Annotated in this window: 10 protein-coding genes; 5 read left to right on the top strand and 5 right to left on the bottom strand. The window is 70.6% G+C overall.

The features are described from left to right. Together CCN29_RS24545 and CCN29_RS24540 are read left to right on the top strand one after the other, a co-directional pair. The coding region (locus tag CCN29_RS24545) for a discoidin domain-containing protein (RefSeq protein WP_442538476.1) at positions 1–2,151 on the top strand (2,151 nt) is incomplete at its 5' end. A gap of 82 nt (positions 2,152–2,233) precedes the next feature. After that, positions 2,234–3,340, top strand: a complete 1,107-nt coding sequence (locus tag CCN29_RS24540; RefSeq protein WP_031024013.1) for a DUF1996 domain-containing protein — start codon at positions 2,234–2,236, stop codon at positions 3,338–3,340. A gap of 99 nt (positions 3,341–3,439) precedes the next feature. Here CCN29_RS24540 and CCN29_RS24535 read toward each other — a convergent pair whose 3' ends face one another. The 3 genes from CCN29_RS24535 to CCN29_RS36195 all read right to left on the bottom strand — a co-directional run bounded on the left by CCN29_RS24535 (position 3,440) and on the right by CCN29_RS36195 (position 6,953). Next, the gene (locus tag CCN29_RS24535) at positions 3,440–4,462 is read right to left on the bottom strand and encodes a LacI family DNA-binding transcriptional regulator (protein WP_031024011.1); all 1,023 of its coding nucleotides are present in this window, start codon (positions 4,460–4,462) and stop codon (positions 3,440–3,442) included. A 266-nt stretch (positions 4,463–4,728) separates the two neighbouring features. After that, entirely contained in the window at positions 4,729–5,925 is a 1,197-nt protein-coding gene (locus CCN29_RS24530) for a cytochrome P450 family protein (RefSeq protein WP_086684501.1), read from the bottom strand. A gap of 839 nt (positions 5,926–6,764) precedes the next feature. Beyond that, entirely contained in the window at positions 6,765–6,953 is a 189-nt protein-coding gene (locus CCN29_RS36195) for a DDE-type integrase/transposase/recombinase (protein WP_442538475.1), read from the bottom strand. A 172-nt stretch (positions 6,954–7,125) separates the two neighbouring features. Here CCN29_RS36195 and CCN29_RS24520 point away from each other — a divergent pair, with 172 nt between their 5' ends. From CCN29_RS24520 to CCN29_RS24510, 3 genes are all read left to right on the top strand, one after another. Then, on the top strand, positions 7,126–7,755 hold the full coding sequence (locus tag CCN29_RS24520; protein ID WP_391669841.1) for a helix-turn-helix domain-containing protein: 630 nt from the start codon (positions 7,126–7,128) through the stop codon (positions 7,753–7,755). 141 nt (positions 7,756–7,896) lie between these two features. After that, positions 7,897–8,358 (top strand): hypothetical protein, encoded by a 462-nt coding sequence (locus CCN29_RS24515; RefSeq protein ID WP_031024005.1) that lies wholly within the window; start codon positions 7,897–7,899, stop codon positions 8,356–8,358. Between the two features lie 795 nt (positions 8,359–9,153). Next, positions 9,154–15,471: a DNRLRE domain-containing protein gene (locus CCN29_RS24510; protein WP_442538474.1), complete on the top strand. Its 6,318-nt coding sequence runs from the start codon at positions 9,154–9,156 to the stop codon at positions 15,469–15,471. An 877-nt stretch (positions 15,472–16,348) separates the two neighbouring features. Here the strand turns inward: CCN29_RS24510 and tpg are convergent. After that, positions 16,349–16,906 carry a telomere-protecting terminal protein Tpg gene (gene tpg / locus CCN29_RS24500; protein ID WP_086684492.1) on the bottom strand — a complete coding sequence of 186 codons (558 nt, stop codon included), beginning with the start codon at positions 16,904–16,906 and terminating at the stop codon, positions 16,349–16,351. Between the two features lie 12 nt (positions 16,907–16,918). Continuing rightward, positions 16,919–18,757, bottom strand: a 1,839-nt coding sequence (tap, locus tag CCN29_RS24495; protein WP_442538473.1) for a telomere-associated protein Tap, incomplete at its 5' end; no start/stop codon positions are given.

The following is an 18,757-nucleotide window of genomic DNA, read 5'->3' as shown; positions in this document are numbered from 1 at the left end:
CCGTACCACGGACCAGCCGTCCGGCGCGCCGTCCCCCTGCTCGCCCTCGGCGCGCTCGTGGCGCCGGCGCTCGCTCTCGCCGCCCCGCCCGCCCAGGCCGCGGAGACCCTGCTCTCGCAGGGCAGACCCGCCACCGCCTCCTCCCAGGAAGGCGACGGATACGCCCCGTCGGCGGCCGTCGACGGCAACCTCACCGGCACCCGCTGGGCCAGCCGGTGGAGCGACCCCCAGTGGTTCCAGGTCGACCTCGGGCAGCGGTCCGACCTCAGCCGTGTCGTACTGACCTGGGAGGGCGCGTACGGCAGGAGCTACCAGATCCAGGCGTCCGACGACGGCACGGACTGGCGGACGCTGAAGACCGTGACCGGCGGCGACGGCGGCACGGACGAACTCGCCGTCACCGGCTCCGGCCGCTACGTCCGCATGCTGGGCACCGAACGCTCCGGCGGCTACGGCTACTCCCTCTGGGAATTCCAGGTGTACGGCTCCACGGACGGCACGCCGCCCGCCACGGGAGCGGTCGAGGTCACCGGCTCCCAGGGGAACTGGCAGCTGACCGTCGGCGGGCAGCCGTACACCGTCAAAGGCCTGACCTGGGGCCCCGCCATCGCCGACGCCCCGACGTACCTGCCCGACGTGAAGTCCATGGGCGTCAACACCATCCGGACATGGGGCACCGACGGCGGCACCAAGCCGCTGCTGGACAGCGCCGCCGCGAACGGCCTCAAGGTCGTCAACGGCTTCTGGCTGCAGCCCGGCGGCGGCCCCGGCTCCGGCGGCTGCGTCAACTACGTCACCGACACCACCTACAAGAACACCATGCTCACCGAGTTCACCAAGTGGGTCGAGGCGTACAGGAACCACCCCGCGACGCTCATGTGGAACGTCGGCAACGAGTCGGTCCTCGGCCTGCAGAACTGCTACAGCGGAGCGGAGCTGGAGGCACAGCGCAACGCCTACACCGGCTTCGTCAACGACGTCGCGAAGAAGATCCACAGCATCGACCCCGGCCACCCCGTCACCTCCACCGACGCCTGGACGGGTGCCTGGCCCTACTACCAGCGCAACGCGCCCGACCTCGACCTGTACTCGATGAACTCCTACGGCGACATCTGCGGCGTCCGGGAGGACTGGGAACAAGGCGGCTACACCAAGCCGTACCTCATCACCGAAGGCGGACCGGCGGGAGAGTGGGAGGTGCCCGACGACGCCAACGGCGTCCCCGACGAGCCGACCGACGTGCAGAAGGCCGAGGGCTACACCAAGGCCTGGAACTGCGTCACCGGACACCGGGGCGTCGCCCTCGGCGCCACGCTCTTCCACTACGGCACCGAACACGACTTCGGCGGCATCTGGTTCAACCTCCTGCCAGACGGGCTGAAGCGGCTCTCCTACTACGCCGTCAAACGGGCCTACACCGGAACGGCCGGCAACGACAACACCCCGCCCGTCGTCTCCGCCCTGGCCGTCAGCCCGGCCTCCTCCGCTCCGGCGGGCGGCGAGTTCACCGTCCGCGCGGACGTGCGCGACCCCGACGGCGACCCGATCACCTACAAGATCTTCCTCAGCGGCAACTACGCCAACGGTGACAAGCGCCTCATCGAGGCCTCCTGGCGGTCCACCGGCAACGGCACCTTCGCCGTGCGGGCCCCCGAGAAGCTCGGCGTGTGGAAGGTGTACCTCCAGGCCGAGGACGGCCGCGGCAACGCCGGCATCGAGACGAAGTCGGTCAAGGTCGTCGCCCCGCCCGTCACGGGCACGAACGTGGCGCTGAACAAGCCCACCACCGCCTCCTCCTTCCAGCCCTCCTACGGCGACTGCCCGTGCGAGCCCGCCAAGGCGACGGACGGCCGGACCGACACGCGCTGGGCCAGCGACTGGAGCGACCCGCAGTGGATCCAGGTCGACCTCGGCTCCGCCACACCCGTCCGCAAGCTCCAGCTCGTCTGGGACCCCGCCTACGCCAAGTCCTACGAGGTCCAGGTGTCCGACAACGGCACCGCCTGGCGCACGGTCCACTCCACGACCACCGGCAACGGCGACATCGACACCATCGACGTGGCGGCCACCGCCCGGCACGTACGCCTGCACCTGACGGCGCGTGGCACCGGCTGGGGCTACTCGCTGCACGAGTTCGGCATCTACGGCTGACGACGGCGAAGGGCGCCCGGCGTCACCCCTCGCACCGTCGCGGCTGTCACCACACCGGCACCTCAGCGGGCAAGGAGGCCCCATGAGACCACGCTCCAAACTCCCCGCACTGCTGCTCGGCACCGCACTGCTCGCAAGCGTCCTCGGCGTCGGCACCGTCGCCACGGCGGCCGGTCCCGCCGCGACCCCGGCCGCCCCGGCCGCCTCGGCCGCCGGGCACAGCGGGCACAGCGGGCACAGCGGGCACACGACGGCAGTGTCGGCCCGGGCGTCCGCCGACGACCCCGACGGCGACGGTTACATACCGGCCGTGCCCCAGGTCACCGGCGTGACCCCGTCCACCTCGACCCCGCCGCCGCGCTACCACAAGGAGTTCCAGGCCAACTGCTCCGTCACCCACACCGCGCCGGACGATCCGATCATCTACCCGGGACAGCCCGGCAAGTCCCACGACCACACCTTCATGGGCAACACCACGACGAACGCCGGCAGCACCACGGCGAGCCTCTACGGCGGCAACACCACCTGCAACGCACCGGCCGACGCCTCCGCGTACTGGATGCCCTCGCTGTACAACGGGGACAAGAAGATCCTCCCCGTGGGCCCGCAGGTCATCTACTACAAGTCGGGCATCACCGACTACACCAGCGTGCGGCCGTTCCCCAGAGGGCTGCGGTACGTCGTCGGTGACCCCCTGCAGAGCGCCCAGCAGTTCCGCGCCCACAAAGGCTTCGTCGAGGGCTGGGAGTGCGGGGACAGCTTCTTCAACGTCGACTTCCCCGCCACCTGCCCGAGCCGTCCCGACGTGCAGCTCAACATCCGCTTCCAGGCGCCCAGTTGCTGGGACGGCAAGTACCTCGACACCCCCGACCACAAGAGCCACATGGCCTACCCGGTCGTGAAACCCGGCACGAACGACAACATGTGCCCGGCCTCCCACCCGGTCGCCCTGCCGATGATCGAGTTCAAGATGGCGTTCCCGGTGAACGGCGACATGAGCCAGGTCCGCCTGGCCAGCGGCCGCGGGTACTCCTTCCACTACGACTTCTTCAACGCCTGGGAGGAGCGGACCCTGAAGGCGCTGGTCGACCACTGCATCGTCGGCGGCCTCCAGTGCGACACCCGCGGCTACGACCAGAACCACCCCGAGCGCGGAGCGGTACTGAACGCCGACCACCGGCTGCCCTGACCCGGCCGGAGGCCCGAGGGCCAGGCGGCACCCGCGTGACAGGGGTGCCGTCGGGCCCGTGCGTCGTTCGTGCGAGGAGCGGACGAGCGGGCGCGGCGGTCAGGCGGACTCGCGTACGACCAGCTGCGGTGCGAAGACCAGGGTGCGAGGTGCGGTGCGGACGCCCCGGACCTGTTCCTCCAGCATCCCGGCCATGGCCGCCGCCATGTCCTCCACGGGCTGGCGCACGGTGGTCAGCGGCGGCCGGCAGGTCACGGCGACGCTCGAATCGTCGAACCCGACGACGGCGACGTCCTCCGGTATGCGCCGCCCCGCCTCCCGCAGCACGTGGCAGGCGCCCTGAGCCATCAGGTCGTTGGCCGCGAACACGCCGTCCACCTCCGGGTGGTCCCGCAACAGCGCGGCCATCGCCGTAGCCCCGCTGTCCAGGCTGAAAGACCCCTCGGCCACGGGTACGCTGCCGTGGCCCGCCCGGGCCAGGGCGTCGCGGAATCCGGCGAGGCGTGCCCGGCCGGCCCTGACCTCCGGCGACGTGCAGATCGTCGCCATCCGTCCGCAGCCGCGGGCCAGCAGATGCTCCCCGGCGAGCCGCCCTCCCGCGTAGTGGTCGAGATCGACACAACTGACCGATGTGTCGCGGGCGGGACGCGCGAACAGCACCGTCGGCACCCGGGCGGCCAGGAGCAGGTCCGGCAGCGGGTCGTCCGGCTGGACGGAGACCACCAGGGCGCCGTCCGCGCTGCCCTGCCGCAGGTAGCCGACCACCTGCTCCCTGGCCGGCGGGGACTCGGCGAACAGCAGCACCGGCTGCATGGCGCGTGCCCGGAGGTATCCCACGACGCCGTTGACGACGCGCCCGAAGAACGGGTCGGCGAACACCCGGCCGGCGAAGGCGTCGCCCGCGCCGGAGACGACGAGGGCCACGCTTCCGGTGGGATGCCGGGTGACCAGCGCCCGCGCCGCGCGGTTCGGCGTGTAGCCGGTCCGTTCGATCGCGTTGCGGACCAGTTCCTGGATGCCGGGATCGACGTTGCGCACGCCGTTCACGACCCGCGACACGGTGGCGCGGGACACCCCCGCCTCGCGCGCGACGTCCTCGAGCGTCGGGGACCGCCGGTTCATGAGGGCACTCTAACCGCGGGCGTTTCCTCGGTGCGGGCCGGTGTGCCGGTCACGCCGGACGAGCGGGTCGTCCTCCACGGTCTGGCTGGACGGTCGGTTGATCGGCTACGTCAAAGACCTCAGTCAACTATGAGCCTTACGACGGCGGGCCGTAGGTCACCGAAGGCGTCAACAGGAAGACCGGGCTCCTCGACGGCCGGGCCCGCCCGCTGATCCGGCGGGCCGCGCCGGATCAGCGGAAGTGACAGCCCTGTGGCTCCTCCGTCCTACCGGGTGAACCGTACGGGAAGGCTGTGCGGACCGCGGATCATCATTCCCGGGCGCCAGGTGATCGCCGCCGGGTGGACGTCCAGGGTCAGGTCCGGGCAGCGTTCCAGCAGCGTCCTCAGGGCGATGCGCGCCTCCAGCCGGGCCAGCGGCGCACCCAGGCAGTGGTGGATGCCGTGGCCGAACGCCACATGGCCGCGGGCGTCACGGAAGATGTCGAAACGGTCGGGCTCGGGGAAGCGTTCGGGGTCGCGGTTGGCATCGGCCATGGCGACGAGGACGAGTTCGCCCCCTCCAGGGATGACCGTGTCGCCGATCGTCACCGGTTCGGTGGTGAAGCGGAACGTGGGGGTTTCCAGCGGTCCCTCGTAGCGCAGTGCCTCCTCGACGGCTGCGTCGACGAGGGAGAGGTCCGCGCGCAGGGCGGCCAGTTGCTCGGAGTGGGTCAGCAGGGCGAGGACGGCGTTGGATATGAGGTTCACGGTGGTTTCGTGGCCGGCCACGAGCAGCAGCCAGGCCATGCCGAGGAGTTCCTCGTGGGAGAGCCTGTCGCCGTTGTCGTCCGAGTCGTGGATCAGTCCGCTCATGAGGTCGTCACCGGGCTGCTGCCGCTTGCGCTCCACCAGCTCCACCAGGTAGTGCGCCATCGACTTCGCCGCGGTCTGACGCAGTTCGGGGTCGGCCGCGCCGAGTGCGTCGTTCGACCACGCCCTGAAGGAGCCCCGGTCCAGGTCCGGCACACCCAGGAGTTCGCAGATCACGGAGATGGGCAGCGGAAAGGACAGCGCCTCGACGAGGTCGACGCGCCCGCCGGGGGCGGCGAGCATCCTGTCCAGGAGTGTGTCCGTCATCTCCTGGATGCGCGGGGCGAGTTCGTCGACGCGGCGCGTGGTGAACTCCCGGGCGACCAGCTTGCGCAGCCGGGTGTGGTCCGGCGGGTCGGCCCTGAGCATATGGGTGCCGGGGGATATGGCGCCGAGAGGAAGGGAGGGCGAGGCCTTGCTCCAGTCCTTGGAGAGTCTCTGGTCGGCGAGGGCGGCGCGTCCGGCCTCGTATCCGACGACGAGCCAGGCCTCCGCGCCTCCTTCCGGCATGCGTATGCGGTGCACCGGGCCCTGCGACCGCAGCCGGGCGTAGACGGGGTAGGGGTCGCGGGTGAAGGACTCGCCGAGCGCCGCGAGGTCGACCACGCTCATGGGAATACCACCTAACTGATTCCGGGAAGAAGGAGTTGTGCGCCGCAGTGACCCGGGCGCGAACGTCATGGTGACGCGGAGGGGGCAGGGAAAGGGGTCACCCGGGAAGCGGCCGGCGGTTGTAGTCCACCGGCGTGTGCGGCGCCGCGGAGGGACGCGTTTCGGCCGGGCCGTGGGCGCCGTGCACGCCGGATGCCGCCGGCTCATGGTTCCGGTAATGGTCCGCCCCCTCGGATCAACACCTGACCGCCCACCGACTGTAGCTTCTGTCGCCACTGAGGGGAGGCGAATATCAGGCGTGCGAAAGGCGGTGGGCGCGCGTCAGTGCGGCCGGCCGGGTGCAGTTTCCTTTGAGGGAACTGACGGTGGGCCTCGTACTGACTTGCCACCGCATCCGCCAGGTGGCGTGGGATGCGTGGGCGTGGCCGCCGCGCCACCCTCCACCCACTGCGGGTCGTCCAGGATGTCTCGGGTTCGGCGACGCAGGCGCCCTCCAGGAACACGACCAGGTTGTGGTCTCTGTGGGCGGTGTCAGCAAAGAAGGCAACAGGAAGCCCACGACACTTCCGGCCGCAGCACCGACCAGTAGTGCGAAGAAAACGTCCCAGCCCGCTCCAGGGTCCAAAAACTCCAGCGGTCCCGCAACGATGGCTCCAAAGGCACCCAGGACGAGCATGCCGCGCCAACGACGCCGCAGGCTCGACCGATCTCGGCTCATGGCCCGCTCCTTACTGATCCGTGAGGCTTGACGTAAGTCGCCCTACCCCAGGACGCGTCCGAGCCAGGATCCAGCTGGACTGGCCCCGAGCGTCCCCCACAACGTTCCGTTCATGAAGGCATCAGAACGATCCTCGTTGCTGCCGCACCACCCGCGGCACCGCACCGGTCCTCTTCAGCAGCCTGCGGAAGAAGCGCCTGGCTGCGGCCTTTGTCCCGGCGGTTCTGCATGAGGATGTCCAGCACGTTGCGTCCTGGTCCACGGCCCGCCACAGGTACTTCCGCTCTCCGTCGATCCTCACGAAAGCCATCCCGGGTGTGTGCGGGGCGACACACCGGAATGGTTTCGCCCGGCACAGCGGTCCGGGGAACATGGTCCCGGACGTTGGCCGCGCCGTTGTGGGGGGACGCGACCGGGACACGCCATCGGGGGATGTCATGGACACAGCCGTACGTACACGAACCGCGGACAGAGGACGCGGAGTGCTGGAGGGGGCCTTCGCGCTGCTGGAAGCGCTGCGGCAGCACGGTGACGAGGCAGGGGTGACGGAACTGGCGGTAGCTTGCGCAGTGCCCAAGAGCACGGCTCACCGACTGCTTGAGCAGTTGGTGGCCCTGGGGGCCGTGGAGCGCCGCGGCGCGCGCTACCGGCTGGGCGCACAGCTCTACCGGCTCGGCCAGGCATGGCAGCCGCACCCAGGACTGCGCATGGCGGGACGCCTGCCGCTGCACCGGCTGAGAGCCGCCACCGGAGGCAGTGCGGTGCTGGCGGTGATGCACGAGGAACGGGCTCTGACGGTCTGCTCGGTGCCCGGCCGGGTGGAGCCACTCGTGCCGGTCCGCAACGGCGAGGCGTTCTCTCTGGACACGGCGCTGGGCAAAGCGCTGCGAGGCCCGGTGCGCAGCGGCGCCGTCCTGGACCGGGAGGATGTGGTGGCCGGGGTCTGCTGCGCCGCGCACCCGGTGCGGCTCGCGACGGGAGCCGTGGTGGGGGCGGTGGCCGTGATGGTCGAGGCCGGCCAGCGGCTGGAGGTGATGGCGGACCGGGTCGCCGAAGCAGCCGCCGCCGTCACCCGTGCACTGGGCCGGTCCCGGATCGAGGTACGTCCGTGAGGGCGTCCGGCCGTGTTCCGCTCAGTGGGACGCGCGTAGATGCGAGGCGGTGACGGCGGCAGGGTGGATGCGTGCCGGGGGACGGCACAGGCCCTCGCAGGACGACGCGGGGCCACCACACCGTTCAAGGGGGAACCAACCATGCGTGGAATCGCTCGAGTGGCCACCGCCGCTCTGCTCTCGCTGAGCAGCGTCGCCGGATTCGCCGCGGCGGCCCAGGCCGAGCCGATCGACTACGTCCGCATCGAACTGCTGGAGCTGACCTGTCACCAGCAGAGCGAGGGCGATCACGACGAGGCCTACCTGAAGGTCACCGACGCCAACGGAAACGCCGTCAAGGTGTGGCCGGGGAGCGTCAAGTACCAGACAATGGGCCCGGGTTACGTCCGGTCGATGACCGATGGCAACGGTAACGCGGCCCTCGTCCTCGGCAAGCAGCAGGCGCGCACCATGACGCTGTGGGACTACGACACGACGAGCGGCGACGACAAGCTGGGTGCGACGCTGGTGACGGGCAGTGAGGCGGGCGCCGAGATCCAGTACCGCTCGCTCGAGGGGTCTGGTGGCGTCTACACCATCGCCTACCGCGTCATCGACATCTGACGGTCCCGGCGCCCTCGCGTCGACGGCCTGCCGGGCGGGTACTCCCCGCCCGGCGCCGGACGCGCGCCCCATCGGCGCGCGGGGCGTCCCGTCCGGTCCGTGGCGCGACGTGGTCACGTTATTGGGGGACGTGGTGGGCCTCCGGCTCGGGCCTGTGTTCGGGCCGTGGCGGGCTGGCCGGCGGTCTGCGGCTTCGCGACCTGCCCCGCAAGTACTGCGGAGATCCCTGCCGCCAGGCCGCCCACCGGCGCCGTCTCAACGCCGGCCCGGCTGTCCACAGCAGCACGGGCGCCACCGCCGCCGCATCCCGTACGAGCGTGGCGTCAATGGCGTCCGTACGCTCTCTGTGCGGGGTGCATCAGGTCGGTGAAGGTGTCCTGGGCGCTCGCGCGCAGGTGGTCGTTTTCCCCGGCCGGGGTGGTCGGTCGTGGTGACGGGCTGGATGCGGCGAGGGCGGCGTGCGTAGCCGGCCTGCCGCGACCTGCCGCCGAGTCCTCCGAACAGCCCTTCCCCCGCCGTCGCGTCGCGGGTGTGTGGCGGCGTCCTGGTCCGCCCCGTCCGTCCCGGAGCGCGCCCTTGGCGCCGGTGCCGGGGCGGACGGCCCGGCGGGCCGCGGCGCGGGACGCCCGCGAGAACGCCGCCGACGTGGTCCCAACGAAGTGGATCTTGTCACGTTTGACTGTTGAGACGTCAATCTTGCCCGGGCTTGCCCGAGTTGCATCACATCCCCTCCTCGCTATCTTTACATCGCCCTTACATAGGTAAGGCGCAGGTGAAAGGAGTGGACGAGGAGTCATGTCGGTTCACATACCCCCGCCGCAGGAGCGCGGGCGTCCTTGGTCGGGGGTGAGCCTCCGCTGCCTGGCGGGCGGTCTCGCCCTCGCCCTGGCCGTCACCGTGCTCGAAGGCGTCGGTCCGGCCCTGGCGCAGTCGCCCCAACAGCCCCACGCCGCCGAGAAGGCGGCCGTCACCCAGGCCGCTGACATTCCGTCCGCCCGGGTGGCCGCCCGGCTGTCCGGCAAGCGGGTCGAGGCTCTCTCGGAGCGCACGGAGACATCCACCACGTGGGCGAACAAGGACGGGTCGCTCACCACGGAGCTGACGGCCGGCCCGGTCCGGTTCCGGGACGAGGCCGACGGCACCTGGCGGGACGTCGATCTCGACCTCGTCCGCGGACCCGGCGGAACGGTCGAGCCCCTGGCCCACCCGCGCGGCCTGCGACTCGCCGGCGAGACCGGTTCTCCGGCGGCGTCCCTCAAGGCCGCGCAGGCTTCGCGGGCCACCGATCTCGTCACCCTCGGTGAGGGCGACGAGCAGATCACCCTGCAGTGGAGGGGCGGCCTCCCCCAGCCCACGCTGAAGGGCACCCGCGCCGAGTACGTCGACGCCGTGCCCGGCGCGGACGTCGTGGTCGAGGCGACCCGGACCGGTTTCGAGCAGTTCGTCGAGATCAAGCGGCGGCCCGCCGCGGACGGCTACAGCTACACGCTGCCCCTGAAGGCCAAGGGCCTGAAGGTCGAGCAGCGGTCCGACGGCAGCGTGGTCTTCACCGACAAGAAGAAGACACAGGCAGTCATGCCGGCGCCGGTGATGTGGGACGCCACCGTCGACCCGGTCTCCGGCGAGCACACCCGCCGGGTGCCGGTGGCGATGAAGGCCGTCACCAGGGGATCCACCGTCGATCTGGTGATCACCCCAGACATGGAGTTCCTCAACGACCCGGCCACCAAGTACCCGGTAACGGTGGACCCTTCCACCTCGACCCTGTCCAACGTCTTCGACACCTACGTCCAGCAGGGCGAGACCCGCGACTGGTCCACCGACGTCGAACTGGACCTTGGCGACCCCGGCACGAAGAACGCCGACGGCACCCCGCGCACCGCGCGCTCCTTCATCTCGTGGAACACCGCGCCGATCGCCGATGCGCTGGTGACAGGCGCCAAGCTGTCCCTGTGGAACTTCCACTCGGGCAACACCGACTGCAAGGCGTACCCGTGGGAGGTGTGGTCCACCGGCGCCGCGACCACCTCCTCGCGGTGGAACGCGCAGCCCGCTTGGACTGCGCTGAAAGCCACCTCCACCGAAACCAGGGGCAACTCGGCGTGCACCTCGGCCCCCGACGGCTGGATCAACGCCGATGTCACCGCCCTGGTGCAGGAGTGGGCGTCCGCCAAGACCTCGCGCGGGCACATGGGCCTGCGCGCGTCCAGTGAGACCGCGACCACCCAGTGGAAGCGGGTGAACTCGGCCAACGCCGCCGCCAATCCGCCGAAGCTGGTCGTCAACTACAACTACCGGCCGCGCACCGGGACCAAGCAGGAGGCAGGACCGCCGTACTACTCGTACAGCGGCGCCTACATGGTCAACACCACCACGCCCACCCTGCGCGACACCTTCGTCGACGCCGACGGGGACAAGGTCAACGGGACCTTCCAGATCTTCGACAGTGCCACCAACGCCCAGGTCGGCAATGTCCTCGTCTCCCCGTACGTGCCCTCGGGCCAGCCCGCCTCGGTGACGGTGCCGGCCGGGGTGCTGACCAACGGCAGAACGTACAAGTTCCGCACCTCACCGTACGACGGGTCGCACTACAACACCGGCTGGTCGGCGTGGAAGACGTTCACCGTCGACACCTCGGTGCCCTCCGCCCCCGTGAAGATCACCTCCACGGACTACCCGGCGAACGCCTGGGTCAAGGGCGCGGGCCAGGCCGGCACCTTCACGGTCACCCCGCCCGCCGCTGACCACAACTGGCTGGAGTGGTCGCTGGACGGCGTGACGTGGACCAAGGTCGCCACCGGCGGGTCCACCGCGGCCAAGGCCATCAGCGTCGTACCGCCGCGGGACGGGACCCAGACCCTGCAGGTCCGCTCGGTCGACAAGGCAGCCAACACCTCGGACGCCGCCGAGTACACCTTTCACGCCGGTCCGGGCGGATTCGTCCAGCCCGCCGACGGCGAGCGCACCGCACGCCGGGTGCCGCTGGTCGCCGAGGCGGAGGCCGGTAAGTACGACCAGGTGTCGTTCTCCTGGCGCCGATCCGCGGCGGACAACTGGGTGAGGATTCCGGTCGGCCACGTGACGGCCGGCGGCCAGCCGCTGTCCGCCTGGCCGGTGCCGCTGACCGACGGGAAGAACGCGCCGCTCGTCTGGAACGCCACCGACACCGTCGACCCCGACGGAACGGTGCAGATCAAGGCAGACTTCACGGGCCCGGGCGGTGCCGTCGGCGCCACCCAGCCGCTGACCGTCGTGGTGGACCGCAACGCCGACGGCGCCGCGACCTCCGAGGTCGGTCCCGGCTCGCTTAACCTCCTCACCGGCGACTACACCCTGTCCGGCAGCGACGTGTCAGTGCTGGACATGAGCGTCACCCGCAGCGCCTCCTCCCGCACCCCCACGGCGGGCGCCGACCAGGAGGGGCAGGCCGCGATCTTCGGCAAGCAGTGGGTGACCGGCACGGCCGCCCAGGCCGTCGAGTCCGACTACTCCGAGATCCGCAAGACGTCGGCGACCTCGCTGGACGTCGTCACCTCCGACGGCGGCACGGTGTCCTTCACCTCCAACGCCGCCAGGACCGGCTGGGTTCCCGAGCCCGGCGCGGAGAACCTGACCCTCAAGGGCAGCCTCACCAGCGGCGACCTCGTCCTGTCGGACACCGACGGCACGGTCACCACGTTCCGCCGGGTGGGCACCGCCGGCACCGCTTGGGCCGTCAGCCGCTCCCTGGTCGACGGGCGGGCCCACTCCACCACCGAGGTGGTCTCCGAGTCGGTGACCGTCGACGGCAAGGCCCTGGCCCGCCCCAAGCGGATCATCGCCGCGACCAGCGCCGTGACGGTGGGCACCTGCGAGGCCGCCCCGGCCACTAAGGGCTGCCGGGTGCTGGAGTTCGTCTACGCCTCCTCGACCACGGCGACGGCCTCGGCCTTCGGCGACTTCAAGGACCAGGTCTCCGAGATCCGGGTGTGGGCGACCTCGCCGGGCGCGGCCGCCTCGACGGCCACGCCGGTGGCCAAGTACGCCTACGACGACGCAGGACGGCTGCGCGAGACGTGGGATCCGCGGATCTCGCCGGCGCTGAAGACCGCGTACTCCTACGACGCGGCGGGCCGGGTCACCGAGCTGACCCCGCCCGGCCAGCTGCCGTGGACCTTCACCTACGGCAAGGTCGGCGGCGACCCGGTCGCCGGTGACGGCATGCTGCTCAAGGTGTCCCGCCCCACTCTCAAGGCCGGCTCGGCCGACGAGACCGACGGCAACACCGCACAGACCACCGTCGTCTACGGCGTGCCCCTGACGGGCACCAAGGCACCTCATCCGATGGGGGCCGCCGATGTGCGGGCGTGGGGTCAGCTCGACGCGCCCACCGACGCGACCGCGGTCTTCCCGACGGACGCCCGGCCGTCCTCCCACGACGGCGGCGCCCTGACCGCGGCGGACTACCGGCGCGCCATGGTCTCCTACCTCAACGCCTCCGGCCGCGAGGTCAACACCCTGGACCCGGCGAAAAACGTCACCACCACCGAGTACGACGAGTTCGGCAACGCCGTCCGGGAACTGTCCGCGGCCAACCGCGCCCTCGCCCTCGGCACTACCGCCGCGCAGAAGGCCACCCTCGCCGACCTCGGCATCGGCTCCCTGCCGACCGCGGAGCGGGCGGAACTGCTGTCCAACCGCGGCGTCTACAGCGCCGACGGCTCGCGTGAATTGGAGACCCTGGGCCCGCTGCACCGCGCGGTGCTCGAAACGGACCTGAAGGACGGCATCACCACGGTGGCCGCCGCGGGTGACCAGCTCATGGTCCGGCACCACACCGTGATGGAGTACGACAGCGGACGGCCCACCGACGGCACCGCCACCGTCTCCGACAAGGTCACCAAGACCACCGAGGGCGGGCAGCCCCGCAACTGGCCGGCGCTGACCGCCGACGCCCGAGTCACCCAGACGGTGTTCGACTGGACGAAGGGCCAACCCACCAGCACCGTCCAGGACCCCGGCGGCCTCGACATCACCGAGAAGGCGACCTACGACGCGGCAGGCCGGCAGATCAGCCGCAGCCTGCCCGCCTCCACCGGAGCGGACGCTGGAACCCTGATCACCGAGTACTACACCGGTGACGGCACCGGAGTCTGCGGAGGCCGCCCCGAGTGGGCCGACGAGGTGTGCCGCACCCGGCCCGCCGCAGCCGTCACCGGCGGCGGCGCCAACCCGGCCGAGACGGTCACCACCCTGGCCGAATACGATCGCTGGGGCGAAACCTCCAAGCTCACGGAGACCGCAGCCGGCAGCACGCGGACCAAGACGACCGAGTACGACGCAGCCGGCCGCGCCGTCAGGGTCGCCGTCACCGGCGGGCTCGGCTCCGCCGTCCCCACCGTGACCACCACCTACGACCCGGCCAGCGGCAAGGTGGCCACGATCACCTCGACCGACGGCGGCACGATCAGGAAGTCCTACGACAAGCTGGGACGCCTGATCTCCTACACCGACGCGGACGGCGGTGTCACCACCAGCACCTACGACGCCGAAGGCCAGCCGCTGCGGGTGAGCGACAACGTACCGTCGAGCACCACGTACGCGTACGACACCACGGCCGACCCACGCGGTCTGCCGTCGGCCATCACCGACTCGGTGGCCGGTACCTTCACCGTCAGCTACGACGCGGACGGCCAGGTGCAGAGCCAGAAGCTGCCCGGCGGCTACACCATGCGCCAGAGCACCAACCCGGCCGGCCAGCCGACGGAGCGCACCTACACGCGGGACAGCGACGGAGCGGTCCTCTTCTCCGAGAACCTGCTGCCTACCGTCCACGGCCAGCGAGCCGCCTACACCGGCTCGGCCGGGCAGACGGCCAACCAGACATTCACCTACGACAAGGCGGGCCGTCTCACCGAAGCCCAGGACGACACCGTCGACGCCGTCTGCGTGACCCGCAGTTACACGTTCGACAAGAACTCCAACCGCAAGACGCGGGCCGTCTCCGCGGCGGCGCCCGGACTGGAGAGCACCACCAGCGGCGCGACCACGACCACCCACACCTACGACAGCGCCGACCGGCTCGTGGACAGCGGCTACGCCTATGACGCCTTCGGCCGCACCACCTCCGCGCCGGGCACTACGCTCGCGTACTTCAACAACGACCTGGTACGCCAGCAGACGGCCGGCTCCCAGCGGCAGACCTGGTCGCTCGACTCCCAGCTCCGCTTCCGCGGCTGGACGGTCGAGTCCAACGCCTCCGGCTCCTGGACCCGGACCCAGTCCAAGCTGAACCACTACAGCTCGGACGCCGACAGCCCGCGCTGGATCGTCGAGGACACCGCGACCGGAGAGGTTACCCGCAACGTCAACGGCTTCGACGGCAACCTGGTGGCCACCACCGCCAAGACCGGCGGCACGGTGCTCCACCTGGTCAACCTCCACGGCGACGTGGTGCTGGAGCTTCCCGCCACCGCCGGGCGGGCACCCACAGTGCTGGCCACAGACGAGTACGGCAACCGCGCCGAGAGCTCTGCCCCGGTTCGGTACGGCTGGCACGGCGGACAGCACCGCTCGGGCGAGACGCGCAGCAACCTGCTGCTCATGGGCGTGCGCCTGTACAACCCCGCCACCGGCCGGTTCCTGTCGGCCGACCCGGTTCCGGGCGGCAGCTGCAACGCCTACGACTACGCCTGCGCCGATCCGGTCAACAGCGACGACGTGACCGGCTGCGCCACATGCCGGGTACCCAAGCACGCCTGGACGGGCCGCAGTCTCACCACGGTGCTGCGCACCACCCGGTGGACCTACGGCAGTTGGCAGAACTACAACTACCACTGGATGTGGGACGTCGTGAGCGGTGACAAGGGCCCCCTGCCGATCACCGCCTGGAAGCGCCAGTACCGCTACCGCAAGCAGTACGTCTTCAAGTGCAAGGTCGTGGCCTGGTACGGCTGGGGCAAGCAGAAGATCCTGGCGACGCACGAGACCCGCTACCAGTACTCCTACCGGGACCGCACCACGTACCGGATCGCCTTCACCGGCATCAAGTGGACCCGGACCGGTGGTTGGAGCTGGGCGCGCACGTCCCGGACGTACGTCTCCAGTTACCGGATCGTCTACACCCGCGGGTGACACACGGTCGTCGAACCGCCGGGGGCAGGCACCACGCCGAGTGCGCGGTGCCTGCCCCCGGCTCGTCGTGCACCGGCCGTGCGGTCCGGGCGCGGCGTCGGCGTATCGTGGTCACTGTGAAGAGAGTCCGTCCGTACGTCGTCCTCGTCTATGCGGCGTGGTGGGTATTGGTCACCGCTGTCCTCTGGGTGATTGGTGAACTCGTCGACCAACAGGCTGGGTTGGCGGCGTGCGCCGCCTCCGCAGTGCTTTTGGTCGTGATCGGGGAGGCCGGTGACCGCGTGCGGCGGTGGCGCGACGCCCGACGTGTGGTGGCGCGCCGCCACGAATAGGGACGGCGGCCATCGATGGAGACGTGGATATCCGCGCCGTTGGCACGCGTAGGCGAAGCCGTTCTCGGCACGCCAACCGCGCCCTCATCGGGATCGTCGACTCCGGTGACGTGGACGGAGCCGTGCTGCGCCGCGAACACCTGTCCCTGGTCACCGGCGATGTTCACCAGTACGGCTGCGTACTCCAGCGATCGATTGCCGAAGGTCGCCGGTGGATTACACGGACCGTGGAGGGAGAGAACGGCCAGGTCCGCCTGCGTCGGCCAGCTCGGTCACCGGCACCGTGCATCCTTCCAGCGCACGTGGAAGGAACGCGACTGCGGTTGCCGGGCGGATTCGGCCGGCAAGCGCAGCCGTGTGCGGGCGACTGTGTCGGTGATGAACCGGAGCTCGGTCAGCTACTTCCTGACCACCGCCCGTTCGTATGCCTCCAGTACGTCCCGGTCGGCGCCGAGCCTGGACGACCTGCCGCCCGAGTAACAGTCCGGGCGGCTGTTATCTCGGGCCTGGGCAAGTCCCAGAAGTCCGGCCTCACATGACGCCCACTACAGCTCGAACTCCACGTGTTCGATGTCTGTGAAGCGCACTTCTTCCAGGGTGCCGGCGCGGCGGCCGCCGTCCTGGAAGTACACCTCGCGGAGTGCGTCGGCGGTGATCTGCTGGAGTTGGCGGTCGTCGGCGCCGGCTTCCTGGGCGTCGAAGAGGCGTGCCGCGTGGTGCGGGGGCAGGGCGACGGTCAGGTGTCGGACGCGGGACTCGTCCGTGGAGCCGATGGGTGCGGTGTAGCCGAGGCGGGCGCGGGTGTCGATGACGATGCCGTCGCTGGTCGCCGCCCGCTTCCGGGCCTGGGCGCGGATCTGGGGCTGCCAGCGCTTTTTCACTTCGCGTTCGAGGCGGGCGGCCAGTTCGGGGCGGGGTTTCTTGATCTGGTTCTTCACGTAGCGTTCGACGGTGCGTTGTGAGACGCGCAGCAGTTGGGCGACCGCTTTGGTGCCTTTCAGTTTTCTGACCAGGTAGCGCATCTGTGCGGGTGCGGTTTTCGGGGCGGGGCGGGTGAACGCCTTGTGGACCGCCGCCTCCAGGCCGTCGCCGATCACGGTCATTCCTGCTCTGCCTCACTCGCCGGTGTCGGTGTCGGTGACGGTGCCGTCCTTGATGTACCGGGCCAGGTTCAGGGTCGGTGCGTCGAAGCGTTCACGGACTTCCTCTCCCCACAGGACGGTCTGGGTGCCCTCGTGTTTCACCAGGCCTGGGCTGACGCCCAGTTTGAAGCCCCCGGGGAGCGGTTTGTCGTCGCGGTAGGGCAGGAAGTCCAGCGGAGAGGGGCCGGGGGATGCGTAGACGACGCAGTCCGACAGGACCGCCACCGGGTACTGTCCCGTGTGCGCCGCGTGTTTGACGATTTTGCGGTGCAGGTTGATGCGGGTGCGGGAGATGACCGCGGCGCGGATGTCGGGGCGCCAGGTGGGGCGGGACAGGGCGCGCCATGGCTGGCCGGGGCGCCAGCCTTCTCCGCGGGGGCGTTCGCGGAGTTTGCCGAGTCCGCCCTTGACTGTTGCCTTGATGGCTGAGACGACCAGCCCCAGGTCGGGGTCACGGTCTGTGTAGCTGTCCATCGCGGTGAGGAACTCGGCTGGGGGCAGGTCGGTGTGGACGCCGAGGTCTGCCATGGTCGTGAGGTAGGCGTCGCGCAGGCGTTTGTACCAGTTGTCGAGGTAGCGGCCGTGGTGGTGGCGGAGCCAGGCCTCCAAGGGCTGTACGTCGTAGCCGAGTTCCGTCGCGTAGGCGACGGTGGGGGTCGCGTACCAGGCGGGGCCCTGGGGGCGGTCGCCCTTGGGCGTGAACGGGGAGGGCAGCAGGTCTCCGTCCAGGTTCACCCATTCCTTGCCGAGTCTCACCCGTGACAGGTCGACGTGGGAGAGGTCGACCAGCCACGAGCCGGGCAGCTTGGGGTCGAACTCCGGGTTCGCGACGTGGGTGGGTGCGTCGAGGCCGACACTCAGGCCGTTGGCGCCGGCGGCGAAGGCCATGTTGACGTCGATGCCGACGAGGTGGTGCAGGGTGCATTCCTCGTCCGTCATGGGCCGTGCCCAGTCGTAGGCCTCTTCGAAGAGTTTCTCGTCCGGTCCGCGGACGTGGAAGCGGGGAAGGTGGGCCAGGACGGGATGCCCGTCGGGGGCCTCGCACGGTGCGGGGTCGACCGGCTGGGCGCCCAGTGAGCCCGGGTTGCGCTCCGGGTGCCGTCGGCCGGCGGCGTCGGGCTCGGACGCGCGGGTCGGCGGGTGCAGCGCCGTCATCAGTTCCAGGCCGGTGACGGCGGTGGAGCCGCGGGGTGTCATCACGCGGGTGGCGTACACGCCCAGGACGCGGGCGAGTTCCGCCGGGGGGAGCTGGGCGGCGTGGCCCCAGTGGCGGGTGTCCAGTGCGTGCCAGGCGGGGATGCACAGTTGCACGCACTGGCGCTCCGAGCCCTGGGCGGGGCGGTAGATCCGCGCCCAGGGGCCCAGGCCCCGCTGGGTGAGTTTCCAGTCGGCGCGTGCCAGTTGTCTGACGGTGGTGTGGCCGTCGGGGATGCGGCCCGCCCGTTTTTCCTCGTCCGTGAGCGCGGTGGGCAGGCCGAAGTGTTCCAGGGCGGCTTCGGTGAGGACCAGCAGCGGGTCGGCAGGGCGGCCCGGGCCGGAGAGCTTCGGCTGCCCCAGCCTCGCCTTCGACAGGGTCCACTCCACCAGGGACGGCAGGGACGTGGCAGGCACGTCCAGGATCTGGCCGCCCACGCAGTAGGCCGACACCTTCCCGTCCTCGGCGTCGATGACCGCCAGGGGTCCGTTCTCGAAGCGCGCGTCTCGGGGCGCTGCCGGCTCAGAGGTCTTCGCCGGGACCGGGGTCGTCCTTCGCGGGGTGGGTTGCCCGTCGGCCGTGCGGGCGGGTGTCTCGTCCGCGGCAGGGGCAGGGGG

The sequence above is a fragment of the Streptomyces pseudogriseolus genome, assembly GCA_002154585.1.
In the GTDB taxonomy this organism is placed as follows: Bacteria; Actinomycetota; Actinomycetes; order Streptomycetales; family Streptomycetaceae; genus Streptomyces; species Streptomyces pseudogriseolus.
Note: the sequence above shows the minus strand (reverse complement) of the source record. Positions and strands in the feature narration are given on the sequence as shown.

What these genes read in the sequence shown, in the direction of transcription:
- CCN29_RS24540 (WP_031024013.1), top strand. Translation starts at nt 2,234, where the DNA reads ATGAGACCACGCTCCAAACTCCCCGCACTGCTGCTCGGCACCGCACTG.
- CCN29_RS24535 (WP_031024011.1), bottom strand. Translation starts at nt 4,462, where the DNA reads ATGAACCGGCGGTCCCCGACGCTCGAGGACGTCGCGCGCGAGGCGGGG.
- CCN29_RS24530 (WP_086684501.1), bottom strand. Translation starts at nt 5,925, where the DNA reads ATGAGCGTGGTCGACCTCGCGGCGCTCGGCGAGTCCTTCACCCGCGAC.
- CCN29_RS36195 (WP_442538475.1), bottom strand. Translation starts at nt 6,953, where the DNA reads ATGGCTTTCGTGAGGATCGACGGAGAGCGGAAGTACCTGTGGCGGGCC.
- CCN29_RS24515 (WP_031024005.1), top strand. Translation starts at nt 7,897, where the DNA reads ATGCGTGGAATCGCTCGAGTGGCCACCGCCGCTCTGCTCTCGCTGAGC.
- CCN29_RS24510 (WP_442538474.1), top strand. Translation starts at nt 9,154, where the DNA reads ATGTCGGTTCACATACCCCCGCCGCAGGAGCGCGGGCGTCCTTGGTCG.
- tpg (WP_086684492.1), bottom strand. Translation starts at nt 16,906, where the DNA reads ATGACCGTGATCGGCGACGGCCTGGAGGCGGCGGTCCACAAGGCGTTC.